Annotated in this window: 27 protein-coding genes; 25 read left to right on the top strand and 2 right to left on the bottom strand. The window is 49.3% G+C overall.

Features of this window, described 5'->3' with window-relative positions; translation table 11 throughout:
• Positions 1-54 precede the first annotated feature (54 nt).
• Genes bamD through M0R35_01585 form a run of 3 tightly spaced genes read left to right on the top strand, consistent with a single transcriptional unit; the run spans position 55 to position 2,206 of the window.
• Positions 55-999: an outer membrane protein assembly factor BamD gene (gene bamD / locus M0R35_01595; GenBank protein ID MCK9594355.1), complete on the top strand. Its 945-nt coding sequence runs from the start codon at positions 55-57 to the stop codon at positions 997-999.
• Positions 996-1,544, top strand: coding sequence for an LPS assembly lipoprotein LptE (lptE, locus tag M0R35_01590; GenBank protein MCK9594354.1), 549 nt, complete (start codon positions 996-998; stop codon positions 1,542-1,544). Before bamD ends, lptE begins: the two co-directional genes overlap by 4 nt.
• Positions 1,538-2,206, top strand: a complete 669-nt coding sequence (locus M0R35_01585; protein MCK9594353.1) for a hypothetical protein — start codon at positions 1,538-1,540, stop codon at positions 2,204-2,206. The genes lptE and M0R35_01585 overlap by 7 nt, the downstream gene beginning before the upstream one ends.
• On the opposite strand, the gene rpsT is transcribed toward M0R35_01585, so the two are convergent.
• Positions 2,177-2,440, bottom strand: coding sequence for a 30S ribosomal protein S20 (rpsT, locus tag M0R35_01580; GenBank protein ID MCK9594352.1), 264 nt, complete (start codon positions 2,438-2,440; stop codon positions 2,177-2,179). The two genes, M0R35_01585 and rpsT, sit on opposite strands and share 30 nt — an antisense overlap.
• Positions 2,441-2,564: 124 nt before the next feature.
• Between rpsT and murJ the strand changes: the two genes are divergently transcribed.
• The 11 genes from murJ (at position 2,565) to M0R35_01525 (ending at position 15,375) form a co-directional block, all read left to right on the top strand.
• Positions 2,565-4,148 carry a murein biosynthesis integral membrane protein MurJ gene (murJ, locus tag M0R35_01575; protein MCK9594351.1) on the top strand — a complete coding sequence of 528 codons (1,584 nt, stop codon included), beginning with the start codon at positions 2,565-2,567 and terminating at the stop codon, positions 4,146-4,148.
• A 130-nt stretch (positions 4,149-4,278) separates the two neighbouring features.
• Positions 4,279-4,992, top strand: coding sequence for a hypothetical protein (locus M0R35_01570; protein ID MCK9594350.1), 714 nt, complete (start codon positions 4,279-4,281; stop codon positions 4,990-4,992).
• Between the two features lie 12 nt (positions 4,993-5,004).
• On the top strand, positions 5,005-5,580 hold the full coding sequence (locus tag M0R35_01565; protein ID MCK9594349.1) for a flavodoxin family protein: 576 nt from the start codon (positions 5,005-5,007) through the stop codon (positions 5,578-5,580).
• Positions 5,577-5,876 carry a zinc ribbon domain-containing protein gene (locus M0R35_01560; GenBank protein MCK9594348.1) on the top strand — a complete coding sequence of 100 codons (300 nt, stop codon included), beginning with the start codon at positions 5,577-5,579 and terminating at the stop codon, positions 5,874-5,876. Before M0R35_01565 ends, M0R35_01560 begins: the two co-directional genes overlap by 4 nt.
• A gap of 16 nt (positions 5,877-5,892) precedes the next feature.
• On the top strand, positions 5,893-7,137 hold the full coding sequence (locus M0R35_01555; GenBank protein MCK9594347.1) for an excinuclease ABC subunit UvrC: 1,245 nt from the start codon (positions 5,893-5,895) through the stop codon (positions 7,135-7,137).
• Between the two features lies 1 nt (position 7,138).
• The gene (locus tag M0R35_01550; GenBank protein MCK9594346.1) at positions 7,139-7,420 is read left to right on the top strand and encodes an MGMT family protein; all 282 of its coding nucleotides are present in this window, start codon (positions 7,139-7,141) and stop codon (positions 7,418-7,420) included.
• Positions 7,421-7,520: 100 nt separating this feature from the next.
• The gene (locus M0R35_01545) at positions 7,521-8,594 is read left to right on the top strand and encodes a PilT/PilU family type 4a pilus ATPase (GenBank protein ID MCK9594345.1); all 1,074 of its coding nucleotides are present in this window, start codon (positions 7,521-7,523) and stop codon (positions 8,592-8,594) included.
• 12 nt (positions 8,595-8,606) lie between these two features.
• Positions 8,607-9,717, top strand: a protein-coding gene (gene prfB / locus M0R35_01540) for a peptide chain release factor 2 (GenBank protein ID MCK9594344.1) whose coding sequence is annotated in 2 segments (ribosomal slippage) — positions 8,607-8,666 and positions 8,668-9,717 — 1,110 coding nt in all. Because the reading frame shifts where the segments join, the coding sequence is not laid out codon by codon here.
• 105 nt (positions 9,718-9,822) lie between these two features.
• A complete protein-coding gene (gene secA / locus M0R35_01535; protein ID MCK9594343.1) occupies positions 9,823-12,681 on the top strand; it encodes a preprotein translocase subunit SecA in 2,859 nt (952 codons plus the stop codon).
• Positions 12,666-14,240 (top strand): apolipoprotein N-acyltransferase, encoded by a 1,575-nt coding sequence (gene lnt / locus M0R35_01530; protein MCK9594342.1) that lies wholly within the window; start codon positions 12,666-12,668, stop codon positions 14,238-14,240. The genes secA and lnt overlap by 16 nt, the downstream gene beginning before the upstream one ends.
• Entirely contained in the window at positions 14,233-15,375 is a 1,143-nt protein-coding gene (locus M0R35_01525) for an MFS transporter (protein MCK9594341.1), read from the top strand. The genes lnt and M0R35_01525 overlap by 8 nt, the downstream gene beginning before the upstream one ends.
• On the opposite strand, the gene M0R35_01520 is transcribed toward M0R35_01525, so the two are convergent.
• Positions 15,372-16,262, bottom strand: a complete 891-nt coding sequence (locus M0R35_01520) for a cation diffusion facilitator family transporter (protein ID MCK9594340.1) — start codon at positions 16,260-16,262, stop codon at positions 15,372-15,374. The genes M0R35_01525 and M0R35_01520 overlap by 4 nt on opposite strands.
• A gap of 143 nt (positions 16,263-16,405) precedes the next feature.
• Here M0R35_01520 and budA point away from each other — a divergent pair, with 143 nt between their 5' ends.
• The 11 genes from budA to M0R35_01465 all read left to right on the top strand — a co-directional run bounded on the left by budA (position 16,406) and on the right by M0R35_01465 (position 24,573).
• Positions 16,406-17,188, top strand: coding sequence for an acetolactate decarboxylase (gene budA / locus M0R35_01515; protein MCK9594339.1), 783 nt, complete (start codon positions 16,406-16,408; stop codon positions 17,186-17,188).
• 63 nt (positions 17,189-17,251) lie between these two features.
• The gene (locus M0R35_01510) at positions 17,252-17,737 is read left to right on the top strand and encodes an adenosine-specific kinase (protein MCK9594338.1); all 486 of its coding nucleotides are present in this window, start codon (positions 17,252-17,254) and stop codon (positions 17,735-17,737) included.
• A 15-nt stretch (positions 17,738-17,752) separates the two neighbouring features.
• Positions 17,753-18,670, top strand: coding sequence for a lysophospholipid acyltransferase family protein (locus M0R35_01505; protein MCK9594337.1), 918 nt, complete (start codon positions 17,753-17,755; stop codon positions 18,668-18,670).
• Positions 18,671-18,817: 147 nt separating this feature from the next.
• A complete protein-coding gene (locus M0R35_01500) occupies positions 18,818-19,030 on the top strand; it encodes a hypothetical protein (GenBank protein MCK9594336.1) in 213 nt (70 codons plus the stop codon).
• Positions 19,031-19,201: 171 nt separating this feature from the next.
• Positions 19,202-19,768 (top strand): biotin transporter BioY, encoded by a 567-nt coding sequence (locus M0R35_01495; protein MCK9594335.1) that lies wholly within the window; start codon positions 19,202-19,204, stop codon positions 19,766-19,768.
• A gap of 92 nt (positions 19,769-19,860) precedes the next feature.
• Positions 19,861-20,511 (top strand): hypothetical protein, encoded by a 651-nt coding sequence (locus tag M0R35_01490; protein ID MCK9594334.1) that lies wholly within the window; start codon positions 19,861-19,863, stop codon positions 20,509-20,511.
• Positions 20,512-20,608: 97 nt separating this feature from the next.
• Positions 20,609-21,256, top strand: a complete 648-nt coding sequence (locus M0R35_01485; GenBank protein MCK9594333.1) for an HAD family hydrolase — start codon at positions 20,609-20,611, stop codon at positions 21,254-21,256.
• A 33-nt stretch (positions 21,257-21,289) separates the two neighbouring features.
• Entirely contained in the window at positions 21,290-21,898 is a 609-nt protein-coding gene (locus M0R35_01480) for a hypothetical protein (GenBank protein MCK9594332.1), read from the top strand.
• Between the two features lie 11 nt (positions 21,899-21,909).
• Positions 21,910-22,656, top strand: a complete 747-nt coding sequence (locus tag M0R35_01475; GenBank protein MCK9594331.1) for a hypothetical protein — start codon at positions 21,910-21,912, stop codon at positions 22,654-22,656.
• 148 nt (positions 22,657-22,804) lie between these two features.
• Positions 22,805-23,548 carry a ZIP family metal transporter gene (locus tag M0R35_01470; GenBank protein ID MCK9594330.1) on the top strand — a complete coding sequence of 248 codons (744 nt, stop codon included), beginning with the start codon at positions 22,805-22,807 and terminating at the stop codon, positions 23,546-23,548.
• A gap of 29 nt (positions 23,549-23,577) precedes the next feature.
• Positions 23,578-24,573, top strand: a complete 996-nt coding sequence (locus tag M0R35_01465; GenBank protein ID MCK9594329.1) for a tRNA 4-thiouridine(8) synthase ThiI — start codon at positions 23,578-23,580, stop codon at positions 24,571-24,573.
• Positions 24,574-24,737: the final 164 nt, after the last annotated feature.

The raw sequence follows: 24,737 nt of genomic DNA, 5'->3' as shown, positions 1-24,737 counted from the left end.
ACCCGCTTGAGAATGTATTGACAAAGCTATTTCGCTGTGTTAACTTAGAATATTATGAAAAGAATATTCTTGGTTTTTATAGTTATTTTCTTAGGATTGGGCGTGGAAAGCGCTTATCCTTACTGGATATGGACGCCTAAGACCGGCAAGTGGACAAATCCCAAGACCTCGGTCAAGGCTACTCCCAAGGGCCAGTTTGACCTGGCTAAATCCTTTTATGAGGCGAAGAATCACGAGCAGGCTAAGCGCGAATTCAGGAAATTGATGAAGAATTATCCTAAATCCGCTGAGGCGGCGGAGAGCCAGTATTATCTGGGGTTGATCGATGAATCGCAGGGTAATCTCTATGCGGCGTTCAAGTCGTATCAGAAGGTGATCGATAAATATCCTTTTTCCGAGCGGATTGCCGAGATAAACGAGCGGGAATTCAAGATAGGCGAGATCTTTATGGCCGGAGGCAAGGCCGCTAAGAAAGGCGCCGGGTTCCTTGTCGAGAATCCCGCTGTCGAGATATTTACCAAGGTAGTAGAGAACGCGCCTTATGGCCCTTTGGCCAGCCAGGCGGAATATAAACTGGGTATGGTCCTGAAAGGGTTGTTGCGGCTGGATGAAGCGGAAGAGGCTTTTAATAAAGTAGTTACCATCTACCCGGAAAGCGAATGGGCGTCAGCCGCCAAATTCCAGATCGCCTCAAGCCGGGCCAGCCTTTCCAAGACCGCGGAATATGATCAGGGCGCCACCCAGGAGGCCAAGCAGAAATTCGAGGAATTCGTCCAGGAACATCCGGACATCGCCCTTTCCCGTGAGGCCCAGAAGAATATCCAGCAGTTGAGCGAAAAAGAATCCGAAAGCAATTTTAAGATCGCCGGCTTCTATGAGAAACAAAAGGCGTTTACCGCGGCAAAGATATATTACGAGGAGATAATCAATAAAAATCCCACCAGCGCGTGGGCGGCAAAGGCTTTGGAACGGATAGAGATAATGGAGAGCAAAAAATGAAAAATATGCGCTATTGCGTCATAGCCTTTATGGGGTTTTTCATCGCCGAGCTTCTGGGGTGCGGTTATACCACCCGTTCCTTGATCAATGACAAGTACAGGACCATATATATCACGCCTTTCGTCAATAAGATCGATATTACCCGGGAGATGGACGCCGGGAATAAATATAAGCTTTACCGGCCTATGCTGGATACGGATGTCACCAAATCGCTGATCAACCGTTTCCTCTTTGACGGCAACCTAAAGCCGGTGTCCATGGAATCCGCTGACCTGGTGATGAAAGGCGAACTCCTGGAATTCCGCAAGGACGGCCTCAGGTACGATACCAGCGACAACGCGCAGGAATACCGGATGAACCTGATAGTTAATATAAGCCTGTGGGATAACAGGGAAAATAAGCTGCTCTGGGAAGAAAAGAATTTTACCGGAGAAGCCACTTATTTTGTCAGCGGAGCACAGATGAAGACCGAGGATGCGGCTATCAGCGACGCTGAAAAAGACCTCTGCCGCAGGATAGTCGAGCGCGTAGTTGAGCAATGGTAAGAAAAGAAAACTCTGTGCATTTATTCCTGGGAGAAGATAATCTCTCCAAAGACGCGGTTTTGGCCAGGATAAAACAGGAATCCCTCCCCTTAAAAACCCAGGAATTCAATCTCGACATATTATACGCCAAAGACCTGGACCTTAAGGGGCTCCAGGAAAAACTGTTATTCTTTCCTTTAAACCTTTCCCGCAGGGTGGTGGTGGTGCGCAACTGCCGCGAACTTAAAGCAGACGCCAAAGAGTTCCTGACGGGTTACGTAAAGAACCCTCAACCTCAGATAATTCTGGTCCTTGATGCCGGACGGACAACAGCGAACGATGAATTCATCCGTAAAATATCCGGTTATTGCCAGGTGGCGCGTTTCAGTGAAGCAAGACAGTTGAATGTGTTTGACCTGAGCCGTAAGATAGAAGCAAAACAGGCGGCAGCCAGCTTGAATATCCTGAAACAGCTTTTGGATGACGGGGAAGACCCTGTGCGCATATTGGGGGGATTACGGGCGAGTTGGCAGAGGCAGGGGCTTAGCCCCGCGGAACTAAAAAAAAGGATTAAGCTTCTTCTTCAAAGCGATATAGAAATCAAAACCGGGAAGTTGAATCCCGGTTTTGTTTTGGAACGGTTGATCGTGAATTTATGCAGCTTTAAGGACTTTCTTAGCTAAGCGCCCTTTTTTGCGGTTTGCTGTGTTCGGGTGAAGTATCTTTTTCTTGGCGGCCTTATCCAGCAAAGAGAAGACCTTGGCCAAAGAGGTTTTAGCTTCGGCGGAATTCTTGGCGGTTAACAATGCCTGAAGTTTTTTTAAGCCCTTTTTCAATTCAGTCTTTATCTTAAGGTTACGCTGGTGTCTTTTTTTATCCACGCGCAGTCTTTTTACCGCGGCTTTACGATTAGGCATGTTATTCTCCTTAAATTTGAGTTGCGAAGCAATGAAAATTTAACCCCGAGCCGTGTTTTATCCGTATATTTCAGCCAAGGCGAGGGGCCTTAAGTGTAATATTTTATAGCATACTTATAAATCCATGTCAATAAATAAAACCTCTAATCTATCCCATCAAGGCCTGGCCAGGTCTGCGGGGGTCATTGGTTTTGCCACGCTTTGTTCGCGTATTCTGGGTTTTATCCGGGATATGGTCATTGCCAGGCTTTTTGGCGTGTATATCTATGCCCAGGCATTCGTTATCGCTTTTAAGATCCCTAATTTGCTGCGCGATCTTTTGGGTGAAGGCGCGGCTAATGCCGCGATCATCCCGGTTTTGACCGAATATTCGGTCAAACGGACCAAAGAAGAATTCTGGGCGCTGGCGAATGTGCTGATGAACGTCATTTTAGTCGTTCTCTGCGGGGTCACCATACTGGGCGTGGTTTTTGCCCCGCTGATGGTGCGTTTGATCGCCCCGGGTTTTGCGGCTTCTCCGGAAAAGCTTGCAGCCACGATACTTTTGACCCGGCTGGTATTCCCTTATATATTACTGATCGGCCTGGCCGCTTATGCCATGGCCATACTTAATACCCTGAAACATTTCAGCGTCCCTGCGTTCTCCCCCTGTCTTTTGAATATCTCCATAATCGCCTGCGCCTTGATCTGGGGCGAGGGCGTAAAAGGTCTGGCCGCCGGCGTGTTGGTCGGAGGCCTGCTGCAGTTGGCAGTGCAGATACCGGTGTTGTATAAAAAAGGCTTCCGTTTCGGGTTCAAGAGGGATCTCGGGCATCCGGCAATAAAACAGATAGGGGGGTTGATGGCCCCTCGGCTGTTCAGTTCGGCGATCTACCATTTGAACAATTTTGTGGATTCCATATTCGGTTCCCTGGCGTTTATCGTGGGCGAAGGAGCGGTAGCCGCGCTGTATTTTTCTTACCGGTTGATCCAGTTCCCTTTGGGCATATTCAGCAATTCGCTTTCCCAGGCGATCTTGCCGACATTCTCGCAACAGGCCTTAGAGCCGGATCGGGAAAAACTGAAAGCTACCCTGAACTTCGGCTTGAAGATGATATTCTTCCTGATGGTTCCGGCTTCAGCGGCTTTTATGGTCTTATCCGGGCCCCTGGTTAAAAACCTTTTCGGCGGCGGAAGGTTTGACCTGCATTCGGTACGGATGACCGCGGACGCGCTATTTTTTTACAGCATCGGCCTGGCCGCGTACGGCGGGGTAAAGATGCTGCAGAACTGTTTTTTTTCCTTAAAGGACACGGTAACCCCCGCTAAAATATCCGTCCTGGCTTTAATAATTAATGTAGGCCTTAACGCGATACTGATATCCCCGATGAAGATATCCGGCATAGCTTTAGCCACGTCGATCTCCGGCATAACCAGTTTCTGCGCGCTTTTTTACATCCTGCAAAAAAGGATCAACGGTTTTGACTGCCGGCCTCTCTTCATTGTGGCGCTTAAGGTCATTCTGGCCAGCATAGGCATGGCCGCGGTTTGTTATTCTGCCTCGCGTTTGGACCCGGCTATCCATAATCATTTACTGGACCGCGCTTTTAAGCTATTGTTCCCGATCGTCTGCGGAGTCGCTGCTTACGCGGGATTGTGTTCCGCGCTCAAGGTGGAGGAGATGCGCAAGCTGGCGGTTTGGGTTAAGGGGAGCAAGCCGGCGATTTAATCTTATCCCTCACCCTGTAGACGTTGCCGGCAACTATCGGCGCGGCAACGGATTATAAATAAATGTTTTTGACCGGCGAGTTTTTTGTTAAAACATAAAAGTGATTAAAGTAAAATAAGAAGGAGAAAGCATGATCAGGAGAATATTTTTGCTGGGTTTTGTGATCTTGTGCGGGACGGGGAATGCGGCGTTCGCGGACGGGCCTAAGCCGGTCCAGTTAGGCCTTTTCAGCCCCATTCAATTGGTTGCCGCAAGAGATCCTATTTACGGATTAAGGGTCAATCTTATTTTCACTAATGACGATAATGAGGTGGCCGGGCTTTCTTTATCCAGCGGCTGGACCAGGACCGGATCGAATATGACGGGTTTGCAATTGGGAGTGGTGGATTGGGTAGACGGCTCGTCATTCGGCTGGGAGGCCGGGTTGCTTAATTATACGGGAGATCGGTTTGTCGGCTCGGGTATCGGGTTGGTCAATATCGTGAAAGGCGATCTTACCGGCGTGCAATTAGGCGCGTTTAATTTTGACCATGGTTTTGTCCACGGCGCGCAATTAGGAGCGATCAACAATGTAAGCGAAGGCTTCATTGGTTATCAGGACGGCTTATTGAATATGATCAAGGATAATTTTTCAGGATTTCAAACCGGCGCCGTCAATCATGTCGAAGGGGTAATGACGGGATTGCAGATCGGGGTGTTCAATTATTCCCGGGGGGTGAGCGGCGTTCAGATCGGGGCTATAAATATGACCGATTCTTTGAAGGGTTTGCAGATAGGACTGGTAAATTATAACGGCGACTCGGAAAATATCCCGTTCATGGTCCTGTTGAATTGTAATTTCTGAATAGGGGTGGGTATGATTAAAAAGATGCTGGTAATTAACGCAAGCCCGGTGAAGAACGGGAACACCTCAATGCTGGTTAATTGGTTTTGCGAAGGCGCCCGGGAAAAAGGCGCGCAAGTCGAGGTTGTTAATGCCGCTTTCCTGAAATATAAATCCACCGGCTGTGTTTCTTGCAGAAGATGCCAAAAGATAAAAGAATACCGATGCGTTATCGATGATGAAGCCGGGCCGGTGCTGGCAAAAATGGCGGAAGTTGACGCGATCATTATGGCAACCCCGCTTTATTTTTACGGACCCAGCGCCCAGCTTAAACTGATAATGGACCGGATGTTCTCGTTATACAAATGGGACAATAAAGCGGATACCATGGAAACCCCTTTGAAAGGCAAGACCCTGGCTTTGATTGCCAGCGCTTTTGAGGACGTAGGTTTAGATAGCCTGGAGAAACCTTTCGCTATAACCGCGGATTATAGCAGTATGAAATTCGAATCGCTGCTGGTGGCTGATGCGGGCGAGTCCGGAGAGGTAAAGAAAATCCCGGGTATCCGGGAAAAGACAATGGCTTTTGGAAAGAAGGTAGCCGGATGAAGAAATGCCCTTTTTGCGCGGAAGAGATCCAAGATGAGGCGATCAAGTGTAAACATTGTCAGGAGATGCTGGTGAAGAAGCAGCCTGAAAAATGGTATTTCAAGCCGGCCGCGCTGGTAATGGCATTTTTGTGCGTCGGACCTCTGGCCTTGCCGTTACTCTGGCTTAACCCGCGCATCAGCCGGAATAAAAAAATAATTATCAGCGTGATCGTGGCCCTGATCAGCTTTTATCTGACGATCCAGGTAAAGAACTCGCTGGGATCGATAATGAATTATTATCAGAACCTGACTTAGGACTGGTAAATCGGCCATGAACGATAAAGGCAACCTGAGAGCGAAAGTCGATTCTTTGCCGGACCTCCCCGGGGTTTATATTTACAAGGACGCCGCCGGAGAGATTATTTATATCGGCAAAGCCAAATCCCTAAAAAAAAGGGTGCAGTCTTATTTTAGCCGTTTTCTTTCCGCCAAGACCCAGGCAATGGTCGCCAAAATAGCCGGCTTGGAGCATATCCTTACTCCCACTGAATCACAGGCGCAGTTGTTGGAAGCGGCGTTGATAAAGGAGAAACAGCCGCAGTATAATATCAGCCTTAAAGACGACAAGTCATTCCCTTTGATCCGGATATCAGGCGAGGATTTTCCGGTGGTCTCCATCTGCCGGCAGAAATCCCGGGCTGATAATGATAGCGCTTCGTACTTCGGCCCGTATACCAGCGCCCAGCTCTTGCGCCAGGCGTTAAAGGTCATCCGCCAGGTATTCGGTTTCCGTTCCTGCAAGAGTATGCCGAAAATCCCCTGTCTTTATTACCGGCTGAAACTTTGCCCCGGGCCCTGCGCGGATAAGGTCAGCCGAAAAGATTACCAAGGTATCATTGAAGATATCCGCATGTTTTTGGATTCCCGGTATGAAAAACTGATATATAACCTAGCTTTGAAAATGGAGCGCTTTTCAAAAGAAAGAAAGTTCGAGGATGCCGGCCGGATCCGCGACCAGATTTCCGCCTTGAGCGCAATTGCTAAAGGCGGCTTCGCCCCGGGGAATGAAGAGATGGAGGATCTGAAGAAAATATCCGGGATCAAGGATCTGCCCTTGCGCATAGAGGGTTTCGACATATCCAATATCTCAGGCAAAGAGGCCTGCGGCTCAATGGTCAGTTTCTATAAGGGCTCCCCGGATAAAGATAATTACCGCAGGTTCAGGATCAAAACTGTTTCTGGAATAGATGATTACAGCATGCTCCGGGAAGCGGTCCGGCGCAGGTACAGCCGGTTAAAAGAGGAAAAAAGGGATTTGCCCGACCTGGTCCTGATTGACGGCGGGAAACAACATTTTCTGGCTGCTGAAGACGAGTTAAGAAAGCTTGGGCTGGACCTCGCGCTGATAAGCATAGCGAAAAAAGAAGAGAACATTTATACTAAGCGAGGTTCAGAGGTCCTAAAGATGAGATTGGACAGCCCCGGACTTAACCTTATCCGCAGGGTGAGGGATGAGGCGCATAGGTTCGCCTTGAAATACCACCACCTTTTGCATAAGAAAAAAATCCTGGAATAATATGACCGCCTGGGCCTGGAAAGTATGCAAAATAATAATGGGTATCCCTTTCGGCCAGGTGCGCACATACAAATGGGTGGCTGCCAGGGCGGGGAAACCGGGTGCAGCCAGGGCCGCAGGGCAGGCGCTTAAAAACAATCCGTATCTACTGATTATCCCCTGCCACCGGGTAATAAAAAGCGACAATAGCCCGGGAGGTTATGCCCTGGGCAGGGAACGCAAAAGAGCGCTTTTGGCTTCAGAAAAGGCGCTGTTAAAGTGCATAGGGAACAGAAGATATTAACGGACGCGCAGGCCAGGCTGATGTTTGTCAGGCACATGGAATTTTTCCCTACTGAAAAAAGCCGCGGAGTGGTATAATAAAAAACAACAGGGGGGTGTTTTTGGATATAATAGATTATTTGAAGATGATGATTGAGAAGGGCGCCTCGGATATGTTTTACCGCGCCGGGGGCACTGTGCGCATGCGCATTCACGGACAGGTGGTCAATGCTACCGATCAGGTCGTTTCAGTGGATGATATCGACCTTACCTTCCAGAAGCTTATTTCCGAGGAATTCCGGGAATTTTTCAAGAAAAATCTCGACCTGGAATTCGCTTATTATTGCCCGGAATTAAAACACCGTTTTCGCGTGAGCATCTTTCGCCAGCGCAATTGGCCGTCGATCGTTATCCGCAGCATCCCTTCGGTGATAAAAGGGCTGGAGGACCTGAATCTCCCGGCGGAGGTGCTTAAGAAACTGGTAATGGAGCGCCGGGGACTGATCCTTTTGACCGGGACCATGGGCTCGGGAAAGTCCACTACCATCGCCAGTATTATTGAGTACATCAATATAAACAGCCATAAGCATATACTTACCCTGGAAGAGCCGATAGAATGCACGTTCCAGGATAAGAATTCCATAGTCAATCAGCGGGAAATCGGCAAGGATGTGATGTCTTATCCCACGGCCTTGCGTTCATTCACCCTGCAAAGCCCGGATGTGATATATATAGGCAACATCCGCGATACCGAGACAATGGCGGCGGCTATCACGATCGCCGAGACAGGCGTGCTGGTGTTGAGCACTCTGCACACGGTGAACGCCTCTCAGACAGTGGAAAGGATCGTTAACTTTTTCCCCCCGCATCAACAGCCCCAGGTTTGTTCCCAACTGGCTTCGCTTTTAAAAGGGGTGATATCCCTGCGGTTGATCCCGTTAAAGGACGGCTCGGGCAGGGTCCCCGCCGCGGAGGTTATGCTGCTTACCCCGACCATAAGCCGGCTTATCCGCGAGAACAAAGCGGTGAATATGGCTAAATATATTGAAGAGGGCGAGGTTTTCGGTATGCAGTCTTTTGAACAGGCGCTGGTAAAAATGGTCAATGCCGGTAAGATCACCGAGGAACAAGCAGTAAGCTTCGCCGATAATAAAGATGATTTCGCCCTGGCTTTAAAAGGGATAAAAACGAGATAAACGGAGGAATAAATGTTAGATGATTTGAAAGCAAGGCTTGCGGCTATATACGGGGATATCCAGAATCTAAGAGGTTATCTTTGACAGGGATAACAAGAAGAAACAGATCGACGAACTGTCCGCAAAAATGTCCAGTCCCGATTTCTGGAACGACGATTCTAACTCCTCCCGAACAGTCAAAGAATTAAAAGCGCTGAAGTCCGGGATTGAACCCTGGGAAAACGCATTCAAGCGGTATGAAGAGCTTAAGGAGCTTTTGGATATCCTCAAGCCTGATGACCTGCAGTTATGCGATGAATTGAACAAGGGCGTCGACGCTCTGGAGAAGGAAGTAGCGGGGATAGAATTTTACGCCTTGCTTAATGGCGAGTGCGACAGGAACAGCGCATTTTTGAGCATTAATGCAGGTGCAGGGGGGACCGAGGCCTGCGACTGGGCAAGCATGCTGTTGAGGATGTATACCCGCTGGGCCGAGGATAAAGGTTACAAGGTAAAAACCGCAGATTTCCTGGAAGGAGAAGAGGCCGGGGTAAAGAACGCGACCATCCTTATCCAGGGCGATTATGTATATGGTTATTTGAAGGCGGAAAGAGGCGTTCATCGCCTGGTCAGGATATCCCCTTTTGATTCAAATAAACGCAGGCATACCTCTTTTGCCTCGGTAGATGTCAGCCCGGACCTGGGGGAAGAAAGCCTGATAGAGATCGACGAGAAAGACCTGGCTATTGAGACGTTCCGTGCCCAGGGCGCCGGCGGGCAGCATATGCAGAAATCGGACACTGCGGTGAGGATCACGCATACCCCCACCGGGCTTGTGGCCCAGTGCCAGAATGAGCGTTCGCAGCATCAGAATAAACAGACCGCTTTAAAGATATTAAAGGCTCGGCTTTATGAATTGAAAGAGCAGCAGAAAGAGCGGGAACTGGCCAAACACGCGACTGAAAAAAAGAAGATAGAATGGGGCAGCCAGATACGTTCTTATGTCATGCAGCCCTATACCATGGTAAAAGACCACCGTACTGAACATGAAACCGGCAACGTTAACGCGGTGATGGACGGCAAAATAGATGAGTTCATCCAGGCATACTTAAAAAGCCAGAAGTCGCCGATCGCCGGTAAATAAAAAGGCATTCCAATGTTAGGATTTATCCGAAAAATAAGCCTGAACAGCAAGCAGAACGCGATCAAGAGAAATTATCCCGGTGTGAGTATAACCCTTCATCCGGATATGCCGATATCTTCGATGAATATGATGGCCCGGGTGGCCAGGACCGTGGATATGGTTAACCGGCTGGAACCGAAAATAGAGCGGCTTTCGGACCAGGAACTTAAAGCGATGACCGCGAAGTTCAAGGGGCATATAACAAAAAAGAGCGCGCAGATCGAGCCGGAGATAAATTCCATATCGGATATGCTGGGCGAGATATCCATCCCGGAGGAGAGGGACAGGTTAAAGGATAAACTTAAATTCACCAGGAACAAGGCCTTTGAAGAAATACTCGCCGAGGCGTTTGCCGTGGTCAGGGAGGCCAGCCGCAGGACTATCGGCCTTCGGCATTTCGACGTCCAGATCGCCGGAGGATTAATGCTTCATGAAGGCAGGATATCCGAGATGTCCACCGGAGAAGGAAAGACCCTGGTGGCCACTCTTCCGGCGTATCTTAACGCGCTTATGGGCAAAGGCGTGCATATCGTGACGGTCAACGATTACCTGGCGAAAAGGGACAGCGAATGGATGGGCCCGGTTTTTGAATTCCTGGGCCTGAGCGTCGGGGTTATCCAGCATGACCTGGATGATCAGCAGAGGCAGGCGGCTTACGGATGCGATATAACCTACGGGACGAACAACGAATTCGGCTTTGATTACCTTCGCGACAATATGAAATACCGGATCCAGGATATGGTCCAGCGGGAATTCTATTTCGCGATAGTCGACGAAGTGGACTCCATACTAATAGACGAAGCCAGGACCCCTTTGATCATCTCCGGGGCTACCGAAGAATCAACCGATAAATATTATACCGCCAAGCGCATCGCCGACCAGTTAAAAGGCGTGCGGATCACCGAAACCCAGAAGATCAACGCTAAATATAAAGGCGAGGATCTTTCTAAGGGTTATGATTACGAGGCGGATGAAAATTCACATTCTATTTCGCTTACGGAAGAAGGCGAATCCAAGGCAGGCCGGCTTTGGGGCGTGGCTGACCTGCACAGCATTGAGACCATGGAATGCAAGCACCATACCATTCAGGCGCTGCGGGCCAAGGAATATTTCAAGCTGGATACCGAATATATAGTCAAGGATGGCCAGGTGATAATAGTTGACGAATTCACCGGCAGGCTGATGCCCGGCAGGCGCTGGTCCGACGGCCTGCATCAGGCTATAGAATCAAAAGAAGGGCTTAAGATCGAGCAGGAGAATCAGACCTTGGCCACGATCACCTTCCAGAATTATTTCCGGATGTATGAGAAACTTTCGGGTATGACCGGAACGGCTTATACCGAGGCTAATGAATTCAAGTCCATATACAAGCTGGACGTGGTAGTCATCCCTACCAACCGGCCCCTGATCAGGGCTAATTACCATGATTGCGTTTATAAGACCGAAGAGGAAAAATTCAACGCCGTGGTCGAAGAGATCGCCGATAATTATAACAAAGGCAAGCCTGTCCTGGTTGGGACTATTTCCATAGAAAAGTCGGAAAGGCTTTCCGGGATGCTTAAAAGACGCGGCATCCCCCATCAGGTGCTTAACGCCAAATATCATGAAATGGAAGCCCAGATCGTGGCCCAGGCCGGAAGGCATAAGGCCGTGACCATCGCCACCAATATGGCAGGAAGAGGCACGGATATTTTATTGGGCGGCAACGCCGAATTCATCGCCAAGAGCATAGCCAGGCAGAAATTCGGCGCGGAAGACCCTCTTTATTACGATGAATACAAAAAGACCCTCGCCGGTTATAAGGCTCAGACCAGCCAGGAGCATGAAAAAGTAGTTTCGCTGGGCGGATTGCATGTGCTGGGCACGGAGCGGCATGAGGCCCGGCGTATCGACAATCAGCTGCGCGGCCGCTGCGGCCGTCAGGGCGACCCGGGATCGTCCAGGTTCTATGTTTCTTTTTCCGATGAACTGATGCGTTTGTTCGCCCCGGAATGGATAATGAAGCTTTTGGATGGCCTTGATACCGAAGGCCAGCCTTTGACCCTGAAAGATGGGCATATGGCCAGGATGATCTCCAAGTCCATCGAAACCGCCCAGCACCGGGTCGAACAGCATAACTTCGAGATCCGCAAACAGCTTCTGGAATACGACAACGTGATGAATAAACAGAGAGAGGTGATTTACGGGCAGCGCCGGGCTGTGCTGGGAGGCATCTCGCTCAAAGAGGATATTTCAGGAATGGCCCAAAGGGTCATCGCGGCGGTAGTCGATCAGTATATCAAAGAAGACGCGGTTGAAATAAAAGACGAGGATCTTTCCGGTATAATCGAAGGAGTGCAGCAGAAATTCGGCCTGTCCCTGGACCAGAAAATTTTTAAAGAGGACAAGAAGTCCGATATAAAAGAAGATCTGCTCAAGGCGGTTATGCTGGCTTACGAAGGAAAAGAAAAGGCGGTAGGCTCGGATATAATGCGGGATATGGAACGGATGGTCTTTCTGCAGATGATCGACGGCAAGTGGAAAGATCATCTTTACGCGATGGATAAATTACGCGAGGGCATAGGCCTGCGCGCTTACGGGAATCGGGACCCCTTGATCGAATACAAGAACGAGGCCTTTACGGGTTTCAGCGAAATGATCGCCGGGATAGAAGAGGAGTCCCTGGAGATGATCTTCAAACTCCAGCCTGCCAGGACCGCGAGGTTCAAAGGCGTTTTTGATTCCGGCGGCCAGGAGATGATTCATCCGGAAGCCGGCCGTCCGGCGGATCCCCGCCAGGACCAACCCCCGGGTAATGCCGACTTTTCTCCGGATAGTTTGCAGCAAAAGCACGCTCCTGCAAAAAAGACGCAAGCCCGGGTGGGCAGAAATGACCCTTGCCCTTGCGGATCCGGCAAGAAATATAAAAAATGCTGCGGCGCTTAGAAAAACAGCTGGTTTATCGGCCGGTGATAAAAAGATTTGTCTTTAATCCTTTTGTTCTGTCTTCTTTTTCCGCAATACTGCTTTGCCTGCCATTTTTTAACGGGATATTCTGGCTCGTCTCCTGGTTCGGTTTTATTCCTTTATTTGTTGCGATAGACGGGAAAGCCCCGGTTAAGGCTTTTTTGATCGCCTATGCCGGCGGGATTATTTTCTGGCTGGCGACCGTTTACTGGCTGGCTTATGTAACCGGGCTTGGCCTTGCGCTTATGCTTTTGTACCTGGCTTTATACCAGGGGGTATTCGGAGCCGCCTGCGCGTATTTCTTTTCTAAACATCGGAATTCGGCAATACTTCTGGTCCCTGGTTTCTGGGTGATTTTGGAATACCTGCGCAGCGACCTTTTGACCGGGTTCGGCTGGGCATTGACCGGGTACAGCCAATGCTTAAACCTGCCGATCATCCAGATCGCGGATATTACCGGGGTATGGGGCGTTTCATTCCTGATATTGACGGCGAACGTCGCTATTTACGCGGTATGCGTTAAGCGGGCGTCTGCCGGAAGCGAGCGGCTGCCGGTTAGCGCGAGGATCAAGGGATTATCTGTTCCGATATTATGCCTGATAGCCGCATTCGCGTACGGTTTCTACAAATTAAACCGCGGCCCCCAGCCGTTAAATATTAACTCATTTAAGGTCGCGATCATCCAAGGCAACATTCCCCAGGAATTGAAATGGAGCAGTGGCACCAAGGATTTCATAATCAATAAATACCTGGATATCACCCGTAAGGCAGTCCGGGACAATCCCGACGTAGTTGTCTGGCCGGAAGCGGCTTTGCCGGTGATATTGGAAGCAGACCCGGTTTATTATGAGATAGTCCGGCAGTTCTGCCGCGAAAACAGCCTGCCGCTGCTTTTAGGCGCGGTAACTCTCCGGGGCAATTCTTATTATAACAGCGCTGTCTTGACCTCCCGGCAAGGCATATTGGAACAGAGGTATGATAAACTGCATCTTGTGCCGTTCGGCGAATACATCCCTTTACGCAAAGTCCTGCCGTTCTTGGATACGATAGTGCCCATCGGCGAGATATCTTTCGGGAGGGAATATACCTTGTTTGACATCGCCGGCGCGAACAAAGCAAAAAGCAAATTCGGGGTATTGATTTGTTTTGAGGATGTTTTCCCGGAATTATCCCGTAATTTTGTCCGCGCGGGCGCCGGTTTCCTGGTGAATATTACTAATGACGCCTGGTATATGCATACACCCGCTTCCTTTCAGCACAGCCTTTGCGCTGTGTTCCGGGCAGTAGAGAACAGGGTGCCTGTGGCGCGCTGCGCGAACACCGGGATATCCGAATTTATTGCGCCAAAAGGGAAGGCATTTAATGTTATCCGGGATGGCCGGGGAAGAAATATCTTCATTGATGGCCATAAAACCGCGCTTTTATCGACAGGGGGTTATGGTTTGACTTTTTATACGCGTTACGGCGATATCTTTATCCTGATCCTGGCGGGTTTATTGGGAGCGGTGGTATTAAGAAACAGGAGGAAGAATGTTTAATATCATCATCCTGGGGATTACCAGTTTCTTGACCGATGTCTCCAGCGAGATGATCTATCCGATACTTCCGGTATTTTTGGTCAGCACTTTGGGCGCAAGCCCGGCTATCCTGGGTTTGATCGAAGGTATCGCCGAGAGCGTCGCCAGCATTTTGAAAGTTTTTTCCGGGTATTGGTCGGATAAACTGAAGAAGCGCAAGCCGTTCACTATTTTCGGTTATGCCAATTCCGCGGCCGGGAAATTATTCCTGTATTTTGCCGGCAGTTGGGGCTTAGTCATGGCTGGCAGGATGATCGAACGGTTCGGTAAGGGGGTGCGTACCTCTCCGCGGGACGCGTTGATCGCCGAATCTACGGGTTCCGGAAAAAGGGGGGCGGCGTTCGGACTGCATCGCAGCCTGGACGCGTTAGGCGCGGTAGGCGGGGTTATCCTGGCATATTTTTTCGTGGTGTATTATAAAGGGAATGTCCGTAATATATTCCTGCTTTCTTTGATACCGGCTTTCCTGGGCGTCGCGTTTTTATTCCTGGTAAAGGAAAAAGGCGGGGTAAAAGAGAACGCCAGGCCGAAGATAAAATTCCAGTGGAAAAGTTTGGATAAAAGGTTAAAACTTTTTCTGATATTTACTTTTATATTTACTCTGGGCAATTCTTCCAATCAGTTCCTTTTACTTAGAGCCAAAGACGCGGGCAATCCCTTGCCCGCGGTGATCCTGCTTTACCTTGTTTACAATATCTCCCGTGTGCTTTTTACTTATCCTGCTTCCCGGCTTTCCGATAAGATCGGCCGCAAGAAGGTGCTGGTCCTGGGTTACCTGATGTACGCGGCGGTTTATCTGGGGTTTGCTTTGAATACGTCTATGCTGATGTTCTGGGTGCTTTTCGGCGTTTACGGGATGTATATGGGATTTACAGAGGGCGTGGAGAAAGCCCTGGTAACGGATATATCTCCGCAGGACCTTAAAGCCACTACTATGGGCCTGCACGCGACATTGGTGGGGATCGGGCTTTTGCCGGCTTCTTTATTGGCCGGGCTTCTTTGGAAATTCTTTGGGCCCGCGGCGACGTTTTATTTCGGCGGGATCATGGGGCTGGTAGCCAGCTGCGGGCTGTGGTTCATCTTGAAGGGTATTTAATGTTTTTCCAAAGGTTCCATATGCACGACCACATCAGTTACCCCGGGGATAGCTTTTTTTAAAACCTCTTCGATGGTGTCGCTTATCTTGTGGGCGTCGTCTATATGCATGTGCGGGTTTACTTGGACGTGCATATCGACATGTATGTCGTCAAGCCTGCCGCGGGTGCGGATATTATGGCAGGTTTTTACTCCTTTTATCTTCAGCACTACATCGGATATCTTGCGGTCATCCATTATCACCGCCGTATCGCATAGGATGCTCGCGCTTTCTCTGGCTATCTTGAATCCGACGTGGGCGATGAACAGGGAGATCATGATGGTTATGACCGGGTCGATTATCGCCGGGCCTTTTAACGCCATGACGACCAGCGCGGCGATTACCGAAAGCGAAATAAAGATATCTGCTTTGGTATGCAAAGAGTCGGATATGAGCAGGTCGCTTTTCAGTTCCCGGCCTTTTTTATATTCATAGCGCATTACCCATAAATTCACTCCAAGGGTAACGAGCATTACGCAGAAACTAACCGGGTTTATATCGGGATAAGCCGGATGGCGCAGTTTAGCGACGCCTTCTTTGAACAGGTTGAAACAGACGAAAAAAAGCAAGCCGGCTATTACCAGGGAGAACAGTGTTTCGTATTTCTTATGGCCGTAAGGGTGGTCTTTATCTGTCGGCTGGCTGGCAAAATGTATGCCGATCAGGCAGATTATATTTGAGGTGCCGTCAGCGAGGGAATGGAACCCGTCGGCGGTCATACTGCTGAAGCGGCTGAATAACCCGTAAATGATCTTGGCCAAGGCCACCAGCCAATTAAGGGCCAGTATCCAGATCAGGATAGTTCGGATCCTGCGGTAGTGCGTATCAGGGGTATCGCAACCGTTCATAAAACAGATTATAGGCCGTTTGGCCGTATTGGCAATGTTTTTTTTGGCTCTAATTCCCCGTTGTAAAAACAGCGCGGAAGAGGTATAATCAAGCTGGAAGTTGATGTATGGATTGGTGTTGTGTATTTATTTGAGGTGAAAATATGCGTAGATACGGGATCCTGATATTATTCTTTATGGCGGCCGGATTTTGTGGTTGCTGTGGTTTGCCCAGGAATACTGTTATCCAGTTCTCTACATTGGATGCCCTGCTTGCCGGAGCTTATGACGGCCAGGTCAGTTGTAAGGAGTTGATCGGCCGGGGAGACCTGGGGATAGGGACTTTTGAAGGCCTGGATGGGGAAATGGTCCTGTTGGACGGCAAGATTTACCAGGTAAAGGCGGACGGCAAGGTTTATCGTCCGCGAGCCTGTCTGCGCAGCCCGTTCGCCTCGGTGGTTAAATTCAAGCCGGATGTCGTTTTTTCGTTGAACAGAAAAACAGATCTTACCGCCCTTGAAAAAGCAATAGACGGGCAGATCCACAACAAAAATATCTTCTGCGCGATAAAGATAAAAGGCGATTTTTCCAGAGTAAAAACGCGCAGTGTCCCCGTTCAACAGAAACCTTATCCGCCGTTGGCGGAGGTGACCAAGACCCAGCCGGTTTTTGACCTGGCGTCGGCATCAGGGACTATTGTGGGTTTTAGGATGCCGGAATACGTCAAAGGCGTTAATATGCCTGGTTATCATTTTCATTTTCTATCCAATGATGCCGCATCCGGAGGCCATATCCTGGATCTCGAACTTGATAATGCCGAAGTTTTTATCGATACCTGCAACAAATTCTTTCTTGTACTCCCTTCGGGCGAAAGCCTGTTCAGCCGGATTGATTTAAGCCTGGACCGGTCGCAGGATATGGAAAAAGCGGAAAGATCCGGGCAATAGCCGGTCTTAAGCAGTTGACCCGGGATATTTGTGTGGTAAAATAGGGGAAAAGCGGAGAGGATAATGCTTGAATTAAAGACAGTCAGGATAAACAAACCGGAAACCGTTAATGTCATACTGGGGCAGTGTCATTTTATCAAAAGCGCTGAAGATTTGTATGAAGCTATGGTCAACAGCGTCCCGGGGATAAAATTCGGTTTGGCTTTTTCCGAGGCTTCGGGCAGTTGCAAAGTCAGGATAGAAGGCAATGACGAACAAATGAAGCAGCTGGCCGGGGAAAACTGCCTGGCCTTGGGAGCGGGGCACAGCTTTATTATACTGATCAAAGACGCCTATCCTATAAATGTATTGAATGCCATTAAGAATGTTCCGGAGGTCTGCAATATTTATTGCGCCAGCGCGAATACGGTTGAGGTGATCCTGGCGGAGACATCCTTGGGCCGGGGTATCCTGGGGGTAGTGGACGGCAGCAAGCCGGACGGGCTGGAATCACCTGAAGATAAGGCCTGGCGTAAAGATCTTCTGCGCAAAATCGGTTATAAATTGTAATTCCCATATAAGAAGATGATCCTTAAGAAAATAAAAAGAGTTTTCGCTAATATACTCAGCAGTATTGCGTTAATCGCCTGCTCATTGATAATACGGCATATATCCCGGAAAAACCTGTATTTGTTCGCTGAGAAACTTGGGACTGTTGGATATTGGCTCTTGGCCAGGCATAGACGGGTGGCTTTTGAGGGGCTTAGCCATGCTTTTGGAAAGACTAAAAGCCCGGCAGAGATCAAAAAGATTGCCAGGGATTGTTTTATTTATATGGCCAAGTCCTCCTCAGAGCTGGCTTTTGTCATAGGCAGGCCGGGGTTTATAAGGTCAAGTTCCACTATTGAAGGCCAAGAGCATCTTGATCAGGCGCTGGCAAAGGGTAAAGGGGTGATATTGGTCAGCGGCCATTTCGGTAATTTTGTGTTAATGCTGGCAAAACTCAGTATTGATGGATATAAGACCAGCGTGATCATGCGTCCGCTGAAGAACCGTCAAATAGAGGGACTTTTTGAAACTGACCGGGCGAAATTGGATATAAATACCATAAGCAGTATTCCCCGTACAGCCTGCGTCGCGAATACCATAAAGGCTTTGCGGGAGAACAGGCTTTTGTTGATCCCCCTTGACCAGAATTTCGGGACATCGGGCGTATACGTGGATTTCTTCGGCAGAAAAGCGGCTACTGCCACCGGCCCGGTGGTCCTTGCCCAGAGAACAGGCGCGGCGATCCTGCCGTGTTTTATTATCAGGCAGAAAGATGATACGCACCGGATAGTGTTCGAGCCGGCTTTAGATCTGCTCAAGGGCAAAGATGAGGCGGAGACGATAGTGAACAATATTCAAAGGATAACGAAAATAATCGAGTCCTATATCCGCAGGTATCCTCAGGAATGGAGCTGGATACACCGGAGATGGAAAAGCAGACCGAAAGAGAATTGACACCCGGCGCAATCGGCACCCGGCTTTATAGGAATAAGCCGGTATCCGCCCCGTGGCGGAGAATATGCGTCGGTGTTGTAATGAGAACTGACACCCGACGCAATCGGAATATGCGTCGGTGTTGTGTCTCTACACAAGGAGGGTGGGATGGCTGACGAGGCAAAACAGGGGAAAAAGGAATGCGGGTGCAAGAAGGCGGCGGCTATGGCATTCAAGGTGATTTTAGGCCTTGCGTTCTTAGCCCTCGGCGCGTACCTTACTTTAAAAGGCCGCTTTTATCTATTGGCTTTGATCAAGGGTTGCGTCGGGTTGTTCTTTATTCTGGTTGGCGTGATCACCCTGGCTATAGCCAAGGAATAATATTCAGACAGTAGCGGCATATGGGGCTGATGACCAGGCGCAATGCGTTTTAAAACGCGCGGTTATCAGCCCTTTTGTATTCATACTTTACTATCCGGTTTTTGTATGTATAATAATGATGGCTAAATGAGCGTTTTTTGATCGGTATATAATATGAATTATGGAGGGGGAATGGACATATCATTGAACAGGGAAGTGTCATTAAGCAAGAACTTGAATAGGGCGCTTGGCGTGGGGGCTTTTGTGGTTTTGATGAGCTTAGCCTCTTTTGTGCGCATACCTCTGCCATTTACGCCTGTGCCAATAACTTTGCAGACATTTTTTGTTCTATTATCCGGGGCGTGTCTGGGCCCGGGCCTGGGAGCGGTGAGCCAGTTAGCTTACTTGGTCCTGGGGGTGGCCGGCGCGGCGGCGTTTACCGGTACAGGCAGCGGTTTGTTTTATCTGGCCGGGCCTACCGGAGGATACATCTTGGGGTTTATCCTGGCCGCGGCATTTATCGGAAAGGCGTTAAAACCGGGGCGGATGAGCCTTTTGGCGACAGCAGGGATATTCTTACTGGGAGACGCCGTCTTATTTTTTTGCGGCGCCTTATGGCTTAAACTGCTTTTCGGATACAGTTTTTTACAGGCGTTTATTCTCGGCGTTGCGCCTTTTGCCGCCGGAGAGACAGTAAAGATACTTGCCGCGGCAGGGATCTATTCCCGGATACAAGCACGCGTTAAAAATATTTTTTAAGAATGGCATAAACGAAGTTACTGACCGCTTGTTTTGGATTGACACCGATGGTAAAGTATGATACACTGCAAAAAATCCAAAAGGAGGCTGTGATGTATAAGAGAACAGGTGTTATCTTAACAGTAATAACCGGTCTTTTAATATCTTTAAATACGGGCTTTGTTTTTGCTCAACAGGAGCAACTTTCCGCGCAGGATGCCGCGGCCGAGATACAGTGGATATGGGGAGAGGTTGTTTCCATAGACCAGGATGCCAAGTCATTTGCGGTGAAATACCTTGATTATGATACGGATATGGAAAAACAGATGACTATGTCCGTTGATGATAAGACGGTGTTTGAGAACAGCGAGTCTTTGGCGGAGATCAAGATTCAGGATACGGTAAGCATCGATTATGTTATCGGCGCTGACGGTAGGAATTCCGCCCGGAATATCAGCGTGGAAAAGATCGAGGATATCGGCGATGTGGAAGAGCAGGAGTTGATACCGGAAAAAGTGGGCACAGGCCCGATCAGCCCGGCTAGTTTTGATGCCCCGGCTCCGGCAGCAGGGGTTGTTGACGGACCCGGCGACATAAGCGCGGTAGGGCCGGCCAGCCCCGTAGATTCCGACGCCACTGCTGTTCCGGTAATCGAGGCCCCGGCGAGCGAAGGCCAGGTAAGCGCGGTCGGCCCGGTTAGCCCGACTATTGCCTCGGCTCCGGTTGTTGAAGAAGAATCTGAGGAGTATATCGAAGAAGATTAACGCCAGGGCGCAGCGCCCTGAGACCACAGAATTACAACAAAGGCAGGAGAATATCCTGTCTTTGTTTTTATGGGGATGAAAGATGGTTGATAGAGGGATGAAACTTGTTATATTTGACCTGGATGGGACATTGATCGACGCCTATCCCGCCATTAACTCCAGTTTCAATCACACTATGCGGCGTTTTAATTGTCCTGTCCAGAAAACCGGCGTTATCCGTAAGGCAGTAGGCTGGGGAGATAAGAACCTGCTTGCACCGTTTGTTCCGGAGCCAGTTCTGGAGAAGGCGTTATTGGTTTACCGCAGGCATCATAAAAAAAGCCTTATCATCCAAAGCCGGCTTTTTCCCGGAGTGCTCCGGCTTTTGAAGAAGATCAAAGCAAAGGGTTATATGCTGGCAGTAGCCAGCAATCGGCCGACCGCTTTTTCACTTATTTTAATGAAGCACCTTAAGATCAGGCAGTATTTCGATCAGGTGCTTTGCGCGGATAAGCTTAAGCGCGGAAAACCTTATCCGGATATTCTTAATAAGATCATCAAACGGGCTTCATTGACCCCTGGAGAATGCCTTTATGTAGGGGATATGGCGATCGATAGCCAGGCCGGGGCAAGGGCCGGGGTCAAGACTGTTATGGTAACTACCGGTTCCAGCAGCCGCAAGGAGCTTAGTCGCGAAAAACCGTTTCGTATAATTCCCCGGGCTGCCGATCTGTCGAAAATACCCAATCTGCTTGACATAAACTGAAAGCAGCTTATAATATAAAAACTGGAGGATAAAATGAAAAAACCCATAATTTCTTTTATTTTTGCGGTTATTTTCGGTTTCTCCCTGTCTTCTGTGTTTGCCGCAGAGGGTAAGGCGAAGATCATACTTATGATCGCCGAACAGAATATAAACGGTCCCAGGACCGGATGGTGGGCGAGTGAAGTGGATCTTTCGGCTACGGAAGCGGTTATAGCTTCAAAGCTTATCGAAGAGGGTTATGACATAATAGAGCCTTCTGAGCTTGAATCGTTCATACAGAAGGACCGCGCCTTTCGCATGGTCGATCTGTCGGATAAAGCTTCGGTCAAGTTAGGCAGCAATTCTAAAGCGGATTACATAGTGCTGGGCAAAGCAGTGGCTTCCGCGGGAGGCAATGTCCCTGAATCATCTATGCGCTCGTGTTTCGCCAATCTGTCCGCTAAACTTATTCGGGTTAAAGACAAAAGAATAATGGCTTATCTGGATGCTTCGGGCAATTCAGCTCATCTGGATGTGATCACCGGAGGGAAAGAAGCTCTGGTCAGCGCCGCCTCAAACCTGGCTCCCAAGGTGATAATGATATTGAATAAGCAGCCTGTTGATTTGGACGATCCCGCAGTTTACCAAAAGCCGGCCCAATAGGGGGTTTAATAATGAAGAGGATATTAGGTTTTATATTTTGCATCTTCCTGACTGCCGGGATCTCCGGCTGTGAAACATTGCAGCAGTTGACCCAGCCCAGCGCGAGAGTGGATAATAACGCGGGCGCTGAGCCTTTGCCTCCTTATTCCGGTCCGCGGGCGCGCATTGCCGTGGCTGATTTCGATGTAAAGGCCGCCAAGGCTACCGGCGAGATCGGTTCGGGGTTGAAAGAGATGACAGTAACCGCGCTGGTCAACAGTAATCGTTTTCGGGTAGTCGAGCGGCAGGTCTTGGACGCGATAATGAAAGAACAGGAATTATCAATTTCAGGCGCGGCCCAGCAGGGGGCCGGTCCGCAAAGAGGCCAGATCAAAACCGCGGATCTGATAATTACCGCAGCGGTGACCGAGTTCGAGCCTGAGGCGTCCGGCGGAAGCGCCGGGATCGGCGGCGGCGGCGGAGTAGGCAGCGGTATTCTTGGAGGGCTGCTTGGCGCTTCGATGAACAAAGCGCATATGGCCTTGGATATCCGTATAGTGGACACCGCGACTTCTGAGGTTCTGGCAGCTACCCGGGTGCAGGGCCAGGCTACGGATGTCTCGGGAGGTTTTATGGCCGGGTTTTTCGGCGGATGGGCTTTGGGCGGAGGGTTGTCGTCTTACGCGAATACGCCGATGGAAAAAGCTATACGCATTTGTATCATTGAGGCGATCCGGTATATTTCACAGACCATACCGGCTAATTATTACAAATATTAATTAAAAAGGAAACTAAAGATGGGTAAAAGAAAACGCAGAGGAAAGCTTAACTGGCGCTCCAAGAAAGCCAATAAAGGCAGAAAGCCCAATTTAGGGTAAATCTTTTATTTAAAAAGGTTTAGCGTCTGTCAGCCTGAAGGTTCCTTCCATGCTTTTAATCTGGATACTTGCAAGCACATTAGTAGTCAGCCTTATTTCTCTTATAGGCATATTCAGCCTCTTAATAAAAGAAAACCTGCTGCAAAAGATCCTGTTCTACCTGATCGGGTTTTCCGCCGGGGCCCTTATCGGCGGCGCGTTCCTGCATATACTGCCTGAAGTCCTGGAGGAAACTCCGAGCACTCCTGTTTTTTACGGTGTTATACTCGGGATAATCATTTTCTTCCTGATGGAGAGGTACTTTTTCTGGCGGCATTGCCACGAGCACGGGGTCTGCAAGGTCCACAGCTTCACTTATCTTAATCTCGTCGGAGACGGGTTCCATAATTTCCTGGACGGGATGATCATCGCGGCCAGCTTTACAGTTTCTATAAAGATAGGAATTGTCACCACTCTGGCGGTGATTTTTCATGAGATTCCGCAAGAGTTGGGGGACTTTGGGGTATTGGTTTACGGTGGTTTCAGCAAGGCTAAGGCCTTGCTTTTTAATTTTATATCCGCCTTGGCGGCAATGGTAGGCGCTTTAGCCGGGTATTTCTTAGCCGATAAAGTAGCGCACTTCTCCAGTTTTATCCTGCCTCTGACCGCAGGCGGCTTTATTTATATCGCTACTTCCGATCTGATTCCGGAGCTGCACAAAGAGCGGGACACTAAAAAAGCCAACCTGGCGTTCATTTCTTTCCTGGCCGGTATTGCCTTTATGGCATTGACCAAGAAGTTCCTGGCATTCTAACTAATAAATAACCGATAACTTAAAATACAATGAAAGCTATTGCGTTGATTTCCGGCGGACTGGACAGCATCCTGGCGGCAAAAGTGGTCAAGGACCTGGGTATTGAAGTTATCGGGGTTTATTTTAAAATACCTTTTGCTTTGCGCCAGAAAAAGCCCGGCCCCAGTTTTGCCGAAGCGCTTACCAGCGCCTCGGGCATAGAGATGAAGACCATAGTGTTGGGAGATGAATTCCTGCAGATCGTCCGGCATCCTAAACACGGCCACGGCGCCAACGTCAATCCGTGCATTGACTGCAAGATACTTATGCTCAAGAAAGCCAAAGAGCTTATGCAGGAGCTGGGCGCTTCATTCCTGATCACCGGAGAGGTTTTGGGCCAGCGGCCGATGTCTCAGCACGTCCGCGCCTTGAATTTGATCGCCGAGGATGCCGGGGTAAAGGATTGTATCCTCAGACCGTTATCCGCTAAAGTGCTTGAGCCGAGCCTCCCCGAGCAAAAAGGCTGGGTGGACCGGGATAAATTATTTGATTTCAACGGCAGGTCGCGCAAGCCCCAGATCGACCTGGCGGTGATGATCGGGGTGATCGACTATCCTAATGCCGCAGGCGGATGCCTGTTGACCGAGCCGCGTTTCGCGGTGAGACTGCGCGATCTGTTTAAGCGCGGTAAATATGATCTGGATAATGTCGCGCTTCTGAAATTAGGCAGGCATTACCGGATCAGCGATAGCGTCAAGCTGGTCGTGGGCAGGGATATCCGGGATAATGAGGAGATCGAAAAGCTGGCCCAGGAAGGCGATCATTTATTTTTTCCGCCTTTGGATATCGGTGGGCCGACGGCATTAGCCAGGGGCGAATTGACCGAAGAGCAGATCAAGCTTTGCGCCGGGATCAATGCCCGCTATTGCGATCTTAATGGAAAAGAGACCATAGATATCATTTGCCGTAAATTTCCGCTTAAAGAAGAGCGCATCCTATCCTCCGCGCCAATACCCGATGAAGAATCGGTGAAGTATAGATTATAAATGTATCTGTCGGGTTTCTCGCAATGAAAGTTTTGCGGGTCCTGTCTGCCGATAAGCAGGACTCCGCAAAATTTGAGTGGAGATTTGTTTGATCCCCGAACTTATCAGAAATTGTGATAAGTTCGGATAAAATGAATTCTGATTGATAAACTGTTAGGCGTCAA

It is taken from the genome of Candidatus Omnitrophota bacterium, assembly GCA_023227985.1.
Classification (GTDB): Bacteria; Omnitrophota; Gorgyraeia; order Gygaellales; family Profunditerraquicolaceae; genus JALOCB01.
The sequence above is the reverse complement of the archived record's forward strand: the minus strand, read 5'-3'. Positions and strand labels throughout refer to the sequence as shown.

Bases quoted from the DNA above. Each gene is read 5' to 3' on its own strand.
- bamD (MCK9594355.1), top strand. From the start codon at position 55: ATGAAAAGAATATTCTTGGTTTTTATAGTTATTTTCTTAGGATTGGGC.
- lptE (MCK9594354.1), top strand. From the start codon at position 996: ATGAAAAATATGCGCTATTGCGTCATAGCCTTTATGGGGTTTTTCATC.
- M0R35_01585 (MCK9594353.1), top strand. From the start codon at position 1,538: ATGGTAAGAAAAGAAAACTCTGTGCATTTATTCCTGGGAGAAGATAAT.
- rpsT (MCK9594352.1), bottom strand. From the start codon at position 2,440: ATGCCTAATCGTAAAGCCGCGGTAAAAAGACTGCGCGTGGATAAAAAA.
- murJ (MCK9594351.1), top strand. From the start codon at position 2,565: ATGTCAATAAATAAAACCTCTAATCTATCCCATCAAGGCCTGGCCAGG.
- M0R35_01570 (MCK9594350.1), top strand. From the start codon at position 4,279: ATGATCAGGAGAATATTTTTGCTGGGTTTTGTGATCTTGTGCGGGACG.
- M0R35_01565 (MCK9594349.1), top strand. From the start codon at position 5,005: ATGATTAAAAAGATGCTGGTAATTAACGCAAGCCCGGTGAAGAACGGG.
- M0R35_01560 (MCK9594348.1), top strand. From the start codon at position 5,577: ATGAAGAAATGCCCTTTTTGCGCGGAAGAGATCCAAGATGAGGCGATC.
- M0R35_01555 (MCK9594347.1), top strand. From the start codon at position 5,893: ATGAACGATAAAGGCAACCTGAGAGCGAAAGTCGATTCTTTGCCGGAC.
- M0R35_01550 (MCK9594346.1), top strand. From the start codon at position 7,139: ATGACCGCCTGGGCCTGGAAAGTATGCAAAATAATAATGGGTATCCCT.
- secA (MCK9594343.1), top strand. From the start codon at position 9,823: ATGCCGATATCTTCGATGAATATGATGGCCCGGGTGGCCAGGACCGTG.
- lnt (MCK9594342.1), top strand. From the start codon at position 12,666: ATGCTGCGGCGCTTAGAAAAACAGCTGGTTTATCGGCCGGTGATAAAA.
- M0R35_01525 (MCK9594341.1), top strand. From the start codon at position 14,233: ATGTTTAATATCATCATCCTGGGGATTACCAGTTTCTTGACCGATGTC.
- M0R35_01520 (MCK9594340.1), bottom strand. From the start codon at position 16,262: ATGAACGGTTGCGATACCCCTGATACGCACTACCGCAGGATCCGAACT.
- budA (MCK9594339.1), top strand. From the start codon at position 16,406: ATGCGTAGATACGGGATCCTGATATTATTCTTTATGGCGGCCGGATTT.
- M0R35_01510 (MCK9594338.1), top strand. From the start codon at position 17,252: ATGCTTGAATTAAAGACAGTCAGGATAAACAAACCGGAAACCGTTAAT.
- M0R35_01505 (MCK9594337.1), top strand. From the start codon at position 17,753: ATGATCCTTAAGAAAATAAAAAGAGTTTTCGCTAATATACTCAGCAGT.
- M0R35_01500 (MCK9594336.1), top strand. From the start codon at position 18,818: ATGGCTGACGAGGCAAAACAGGGGAAAAAGGAATGCGGGTGCAAGAAG.
- M0R35_01495 (MCK9594335.1), top strand. From the start codon at position 19,202: ATGGACATATCATTGAACAGGGAAGTGTCATTAAGCAAGAACTTGAAT.
- M0R35_01490 (MCK9594334.1), top strand. From the start codon at position 19,861: ATGTATAAGAGAACAGGTGTTATCTTAACAGTAATAACCGGTCTTTTA.
- M0R35_01485 (MCK9594333.1), top strand. From the start codon at position 20,609: ATGAAACTTGTTATATTTGACCTGGATGGGACATTGATCGACGCCTAT.
- M0R35_01480 (MCK9594332.1), top strand. From the start codon at position 21,290: ATGAAAAAACCCATAATTTCTTTTATTTTTGCGGTTATTTTCGGTTTC.
- M0R35_01475 (MCK9594331.1), top strand. From the start codon at position 21,910: ATGAAGAGGATATTAGGTTTTATATTTTGCATCTTCCTGACTGCCGGG.
- M0R35_01470 (MCK9594330.1), top strand. From the start codon at position 22,805: ATGCTTTTAATCTGGATACTTGCAAGCACATTAGTAGTCAGCCTTATT.
- M0R35_01465 (MCK9594329.1), top strand. From the start codon at position 23,578: ATGAAAGCTATTGCGTTGATTTCCGGCGGACTGGACAGCATCCTGGCG.